The organism is Rhodopseudomonas sp. B29, from assembly GCF_000333455.1.
Lineage (GTDB): Bacteria > Pseudomonadota > Alphaproteobacteria > Rhizobiales > Xanthobacteraceae > Rhodopseudomonas.
Window position 1 is genome coordinate 1 of the sequence record NZ_BADD01000078.1, and the last position, 7,266, is coordinate 7,266.

General features: G+C 63.7%; 5 protein-coding genes and 1 pseudogene. 3 read left to right on the top strand and 3 right to left on the bottom strand.

Annotation, left to right across the window (positions count from 1 at the left end; all coding sequences use genetic code 11):
• From I5M_RS29080 to I5M_RS02885, 3 genes and pseudogenes are all read left to right on the top strand, one after another.
• Positions 1 to 728, top strand: a pseudogene (locus tag I5M_RS29080) (carbohydrate ABC transporter permease); the annotation flags it as partial.
• 156 nt (positions 729 to 884) lie between these two features.
• A complete protein-coding gene (locus tag I5M_RS02880) occupies positions 885 to 1,211 on the top strand; it encodes a DUF2160 domain-containing protein (protein ID WP_022720024.1) in 327 nt (108 codons plus the stop codon).
• A gap of 114 nt (positions 1,212 to 1,325) precedes the next feature.
• Entirely contained in the window at positions 1,326 to 3,071 is a 1,746-nt protein-coding gene (locus I5M_RS02885) for an ABC transporter substrate-binding protein (RefSeq protein WP_376738657.1), read from the top strand.
• Positions 3,072 to 3,407: 336 nt separating this feature from the next.
• On the opposite strand, the gene I5M_RS02890 is transcribed toward I5M_RS02885, so the two are convergent.
• The 3 genes from I5M_RS02890 to I5M_RS02905 form a co-directional block, all read right to left on the bottom strand.
• On the bottom strand, positions 3,408 to 4,508 hold the full coding sequence (locus I5M_RS02890; protein ID WP_022720026.1) for an alkene reductase: 1,101 nt from the start codon (positions 4,506 to 4,508) through the stop codon (positions 3,408 to 3,410).
• 731 nt (positions 4,509 to 5,239) lie between these two features.
• Positions 5,240 to 6,307: a branched-chain amino acid ABC transporter permease gene (locus I5M_RS02900; RefSeq protein WP_022720029.1), complete on the bottom strand. Its 1,068-nt coding sequence runs from the start codon at positions 6,305 to 6,307 to the stop codon at positions 5,240 to 5,242.
• The coding region (locus I5M_RS02905) for a branched-chain amino acid ABC transporter permease (RefSeq protein WP_031335153.1) at positions 6,304 to 7,266 on the bottom strand (963 nt) is incomplete at its 5' end. The genes I5M_RS02905 and I5M_RS02900, both read right to left, overlap by 4 nt.

The following is a 7,266-nucleotide window of genomic DNA, read 5'->3' on the forward strand; positions in this document are numbered from 1 at the left end:
ACATGAGCTTCAAGACCAACGGCGAAATCGTCTCTACGATGACGCTGTGATCGCACCAGCTGACGATGGAAAACTATGAGATCATCTTCACCGATCCGAGTTGATACACCGGCCACAGCAACTCGCTCGATGAGGTGGTCATCAATACGGAGCTGTCGATCTCTTTCGCATTGCCGTCCGCCTACGCGTTCTCGGGGTAAGGCTTCTTTGGGGACAAGCACCTGCTTGTTTGGAAGCTCTCGAACAGCAAGGCGCCGGCCACGGTTTACGCGCTGCCATTCCACAATTAGTATTACACGCGGAACCTGTAAGATAGGCCATGGGAGGAAGTTGCGGCACACAACAGACTCTAAACCCCAAAGCCGGTGTGGATTCTCGAGGGCTTCGTCTCCGGTGTGCCGAAGGAGATCGACGAGACGGCGTTCCTCGACGGCTACTCGTTTCCGAAGTTCTTCGTGAAGATCCTGATGCCGCTGATCGCGTCTGGCATCGGCGTCGCGGCGTTCTTCTGTTTCATGTTCTCCTGGGTCGAACTGCTGCTCGCGCGCACCCTGACGTCGGTGAATGCCAAGCCGATCGCCGCGGTGATGACCCGGACCGTGTCGGCCGCAGGCATGGACTGGGGCCTGCTCGCAGCCGCCGGCGTGCTCACCATCATCCCGGGCGCGCTGGTGATCTGGTTCGTCCGCAACTACATCGCGCGCGGCTTCGCGCTGGGTCGGGTGTGAGGCTGCGATGAGTACGAAATATCTTCACCGTCATTGCGAGGAGCGAAGCGACGAAGCAATCCAGCTCCATGCATTGAACTGGATTGCTTCGCCTTCGGCTCGCAATGACGAGGGAAACGTGGTCACTCGCCACGACGAAAACGGGAGCCACTAACCATGGACTCTTTTGCCTGGATGGCGTGGACCTGGCCGACGGCAGCGTTCTTTGCCGCGCTGGCGCTGACGCTCGGCACCATGACCTGGCTGGCCGCCGCCTATCCGGAAGTCGAGCGCGTCGGCATCCTGCGGATTCCGACGACGCGCGGCGACCGGCTGTTCATCTCGCTGATCCTGGCCGCGGTGATCCATCTCGCGTGGATCGCGCTGGTCGGCGCGGAGCCGCTGACCACACTGCCGGTCGGTGAAGGAATGGAGGTGTCGAGTCTTTGGGTCGCCACCTTGATCTCGCTCGTCACCGCGGTTGTGGTTTTCCGCACCGTCTGACGCGCGTCTACGGAAGCAGACCCGGGATCAACTCGGGACTGAAGTCGCTTTAACGGAGGAAACCAGATGCGACATTTGATCGGACGGATATCTCCCATCAGCCGGCGGGGGCTGATGCTGACGGCGAGCGCAGCTCTGCTGCTCGCCGGCGGCCTCTCGGTGCCCGCGCGCGCCGCGGACGACGCGGTGCTGAAGAAGTGGATCGACGAGGAATTCCAGCCCTCGACGCTGTCCAAGGAAGATCAGCTCAAGGAGCTGCAGTGGTTCGCCAAAGCGGCCGAGCCGTTCAAGGGCATGGAGATCAACGTCGTCTCCGAAACCCTGACGACCCACGAATACGAATCCAAGACCCTGGCCAAGGCGTTCAGCGAGATCACCGGCATCAAGCTGAAGCACGACCTGATCCAGGAAGGCGACGTCGTCGAGAAGCTGCAGACCCAGATGCAGTCCGGCAAGAACGTCTATGACGGCTGGATCAACGACTCCGATCTGATCGGTACGCACTTCCGCTACAACCAGACCATCGCGCTGTCGGACTACATGAAGGGCGAGGGCAAGGACGTCACCGATCCGATGCTCGACGTGCCGGACTTCATCGGCACGTCGTTCACCACCGCGCCCGACAAGAAGATGTATCAGCTGCCGGACCAGCAGTTCGCGAACCTGTATTGGTTCCGGTACGACTGGTTCACCAATCCGGAATACAAGGCCAAGTTCAAGGCCAAGTACGGCTACGACCTCGGCGTTCCGGTGAACTGGTCGGCCTATGAGGACATCGCCGACTTCTTCACCAACGACATCAAGGAAATCAACGGCGTCAAAGTCTATGGCCACATGGACTACGGCAAGAAGGACCCGTCGCTCGGCTGGCGCTTCACCGACGCCTGGCTGTCGATGGCCGGCAACGGCGACAAGGGCCTGCCGAACGGTCTGCCGGTCGACGAATGGGGCATCCGCATGGAAGGCTGCCGTCCGGTCGGCTCGTCGATCGAGCGCGGCGGCGACACCAACGGTCCGGCCGCGGTCTACTCGATCGTCAAGTATCTCGACTGGATGAAGAAGTACGCGCCGCCGCAGGCGCAGGGCATGACCTTCTCGGAGGCCGGCCCGGTTCCGGCCCAAGGCAACGTCGCTCAGCAGATCTTCTGGTACACCGCCTTCACCGCCGACATGGTGAAGCCCGGCCTGCCGGTGATGAATGCCGACGGCACCCCGAAGTGGCGTATGGCTCCATCGCCGCACGGCGCTTACTGGAAGGAAGGCATGAAGCTGGGTTATCAGGATGTGGGTTCGGCCACGCTCTTGAAGTCCACCCCGGCCGATCGCCGCAAGGCTGCCTGGCTGTATCTGCAGTTCATCACCTCCAAGACTGTCAGCTTGAAGAAGAGCCACGTCGGTCTCACCTTTATCCGTGAGAGCGACATCTGGGACAAGTCGTTCACCGAGCGCGCGCCCAAGCTCGGCGGTCTGATCGAGTTCTATCGCTCGCCGGCCCGCGTGCAGTGGTCGCCGACCGGCAACAACGTGCCGGACTATCCGAAGCTGGCGCAGCTGTGGTGGCAGAACATCGGCGACGCGTCGTCCGGTGCCAAGACTCCGCAGCAGGCGATGGACGCGCTGGCCGCGGCCCAGGACTCGGTGCTCGAACGCCTCGAGAAGTCGAAGGTGCAGGGTGAATGCGGACCGAAGCTCAATCCGAAGCAGACCGCCGAATACTGGTACGAGAAGTCCGCCAAGGACGGCAACATCGCGCCCCAGCGCAAGCTGGCGAACGAGAAGCCGAAGGGTGAAACGATCGACTACGACACCCTGATCAAGTCCTGGCCGGCGACCCCGCCGAAGCGGGCGGACGCGAAGTAAGCGGCTGCGTCTGATCGGCGCATCGGCCCTCAACGAGGTCATGCCCGGCCTTGTGCCGGGCATCCACGAACTGCAGCGCTTGCAGCACGAAGAACGTGGATGGCCGGGACAAGCCCGGCCATGACGGGGATTAGCAAAAGCAAAAAAGGGCCGGGAGCGATCCCGGCCCTTTAGCTTTTGGAAGAACTTCTCCCCGAGTCATTCCGGGGCGCTCGCGTAGCGAGCGAACCCGGAATCTCGACATTGTGGGAACGTCCGAAGGTGCAGAACATCTCGGGACTCCGGGTTCGCGAGCTGCGCTCGCGCCCCGGAATGACGGAGTGTGTGGCTTTGCGCTTACTGCGCCGCCTGGGCGGGCTCCAGCGTCGGATAGTCGGTGTAGCCCTTGGCGCCGCCGCCGTAGAACGTCGCGCGGTCGCCTTCGTTGAGGGGGGCGTTGCGCTTGAGGCGTTCGACCAGGTCCGGATTGGAGATGAACGGCTTGCCGAACGCGATCAGGTCGGCGGCGTTGGCATCGAGCTGCTTGTCGGCCAGCGCACGGTCGTAGGCGTTGTTGCCGATATACGCACCGCTGAAGCGCTTGCGCAGGCTCGCGTAGTCGAACGGCGCGATGTCGCGCGGGCCGCCGGTGGCGCCCTCGATGACGTGGATGTACACCAGCTTCAGCTTGTTGAGTTCGTCGACGATGTAGTCGAACAGCGGCTGCGGATTGCTGTCCGAAACGTCGTTCGCCGGAGTCACCGGCGAAATCCGGATGCCGGTCCGTTCTGGCCCGATCTCCTTGGCCACCGCCGAGGCGATTTCCAGCATCAGCCGGGCGCGGTTCTGGATCGAGCCGCCATATTCATCGGTACGCTTGTTGGCGCCGTCCTTGGCGAACTGGTCGAGCAGATAGCCGTTGGCGCCGTGAATCTCGACGCCGTCGAAGCCGGCCTTGATGGCGTTGGCCGCGCCCTTGCGGAAGTCCTCGATGATGCCGGGAATTTCCTTCAGCTCGAGGGCGCGGGGTTCGGAAACATCGACGAACTGGCCGCCCACGAAGGTCTTGGTCTTGGCCTGGATCGCCGACGGCGCGACCGGATTGCCGTGGTTCGGCTGCAGGTCGACATGCGAGATGCGGCCGACATGCCAGAGCTGGATGAAGATCTTGCCGCCGCGCTTGTGCACCTCGTCGGTGACTTTCTTCCAGGCGGCGACCTGCGCGTCCGAATAGATGCCGGGCGTGTCCTGATATCCCTGGCCCTGCTGCGACACCTGGCTGGCTTCGGTTATCAAGAGGCCGGCGGTGGCGCGCTGGCCGTAATATTCGGGCGCCAGCGGGCTGGGGATGAGGCCTTCAGGAATGGCCCGGTTGCGGGTCAGCGGTGCCATCACGACGCGGTTGGCGAGCGTGATCGGGCCGAGCTTGAAGGACTCGAAGAGCTTGGAAGTCGACATGGAGCCGTCCTGGAATATTGCGGATGGCTGGAACTTGGGGCGCCCGGTCGGAATCTCAATGGGTCTGCCGAAAATAGATGCGCTCGCATGGAATTTGGAGCGCGAGTTCGAAAATCCGGCGCTGGGGCGAAAAAAGCATGCTGGCAAAGAGGCTCGGCGGAGGTGTCTTCGCCTCCGCCGAGTCCAAGGTTCAGCGAACGGAGGCTTTCGCCGTCAGCGTGTGACGGCTGGCCGGGCGCTGGCGGCGGAAGAACCAGAACGCCAGCGGGCCGACGAAAAGCGTGCCGAAAGGCAGGCGGAGCCGCGATGCGGAGGACATCCGCGGCGGCGAACGTTTCTCCGACGAACTTGGTCAGCACGACGGCGATCACCAGCGTGAGGATCGGCCCGATCACCATGGTGGCGGCGCCTGCCGCCTGGGATACGAGGCGGCCGGCCGGGGCCGCGGTTGCGAGCGCGCCGGCCACCACGACGGTGGCGGCGAACGCCAGTGCTGTAAGCACGATGAGCACGGTCATTTCCAACTTCCTGTTTAGCCGGGCGCTTCTCCGTTTCGGTATCCGGATGGAGGAAGCGTCCTTATCGAGAGGGGCGCGGAGGTGTGGGAGCGCCCCGAACGGCAACAGGATACTTTGTGCAGTTGCACACGAGATTGATCTGGCGCAGATCATACCGGCGTTTCGGCGCGTCAGGTCCGCGCACAGACATGAGGCTTACGACTTTCGTCGAGCTTACTCGGCCGATTTCGGCGCTCCGCGCAGCCGGCCGACGATGCCGGTCGGGAAGAAATAGACGCTGAGCACGAACAACAGGCCGAGCCACAGCAGCCAGCGGTCGGGATGCAGCAGGCCGGGCAGCAGCGGCAGCCCGGCGTCTGCCGCCGCGGTCGAGGCGACGCCCATCAGCGACTGCAGATAGTTCTGCGCCAGGATGAAGATGGTGGCGCCGATCAGTGCGCCGTAGATCGTGCCCATGCCGCCGATCACCACCATCAGCAGGATGTCGAGCATGATCGAAAACGACAACGACGTATCGGGGCCGGCATAGCGCAGCCACATCGCGTTGAGCACGCCGGCGCCGGCGGCGACGAGCGCGGCCAGCACGTTTGCGTAGGTGAGATGAAACACGGTGCGATAGCCCAGCGCCTCGGCGCGGAAGCGATTCTCCCGGACCGCCTGCAGCACCCGGCCGAACGGCGAGTTCACCACGCGCAGCAGCGCCAGCACCATCGCGGCGCAGCCGACCAGAATGATGTAGTAGGTGAGGATACGGCCGTTGATGCGGACGCCGAACAGATCCTTGATGAACACGGTGCCGGGGCGCAGCAGCTCGGGCAGCTGAAAGCTGCGGCCGTCCTCGCCGCCGGTCAGCCACGACAATTGCGAAGCCAGCACCAGGAATGCCGACGCCACCGCCAGCGTGATCATGGCGAAGAAGATCGCCTCGACGCGCAGCGAGAACAGGCCGATCACCAGTGCGAGCAGCGCCGCAAGCGGCAAACCGATGACGATGCCGGTCGCGACCGCCGCCCAGCTCGGTCCCATGCCGTAGAGCGCGATCGCCACCGCGTAGCTGCCGATGCCGTAGAACATGGTGTGGGCGAACGACACCGTGCCGGTGTAACCGAGCAACAGATCGTAGGACGCCACCAGCGCCGCGAAGATGCAGATCTTGGCGGCGACGTTGAGCGGCTTGGCGCCCGGGAAGACGAACGGCGTGATGGCCAGCAGCAGCACGATTGCGATCAGGATCAGCGCCAGCACCCGGCTGCGCGGTGGATCGCCGGACAGGATCATCATCGTGACGTCACCGCATAGAGCCCGCGCGGCCGCCACATCAGGATGGCGACCATCAGCAGGATGTTGGAAACCAACGCCAGCTTCGGCACCAGGAAGCCGCCGTAATTGGCGACCATCGCGACCAGCAGCGCGCCGATGAAGCAGCCGCCGACCGAGCCGAGGCCGCCGATGATCACCACGATGAAGATCAGCACGGTGAGCTCGTTGCCCATCGAGGCGTGGACCTGTTCGCGATACAGCGCCCACATGATGCCGCCGAGCCCGGCCAGTGCCGAGCCGGCCATGAACACGCCGAGGAACAGCCGCTTGATGTGATAGCCCAGTGCCTCGACCATCTCGCGGTTCTCGACGCCGGCGCGGATCAACAGGCCGAGCTTGGTGCGGTTCAGCACCAGCTGAATCGCGACGAACACGATCAACCCGACCAGCATCACCAGCAGGCGATATTTGGCGATGGCGATGTCGCCGAAGATGAACGAGCCGCGCAGCGCGGTCGGCAGCGGCAGCGGAATGATCTGCGGCCCCCACAGCGCATACAGCGCCTGCTCGGCGACGATGAGTCCGCCGGTGGTCATCAGGATCTGTTTCAGATGTTGGCCGTACACCGGCAGGATCAGCACGCGCTCGACCACGAGGCCCAGCGCGCCAGACACCGCCATCGCGGCGAGCGCCGCCGGGGCCAGCACCGCCAGATTGGTCACCAGCGAGTCGGATTGCGACATCGCCGCCAGCGGCAGCAGCACCAGCGTCGCCACATAGGCGCCGACCGAAATGAAGGCGCCGTGGCCGAAATTCAGCACGTCCATCAGCCCGAACACCAGCGTCAGCCCCGACGCCATGATGAAGATCATCATGCCCATCGCCAGCGACGCGACGGTCAGGGTTACCCAGGACGAGAACGAGCCGATCAGCGGCAGCATCACCAGCGCCAGAACGATCGGCAGCAGCACCGGCAGCAG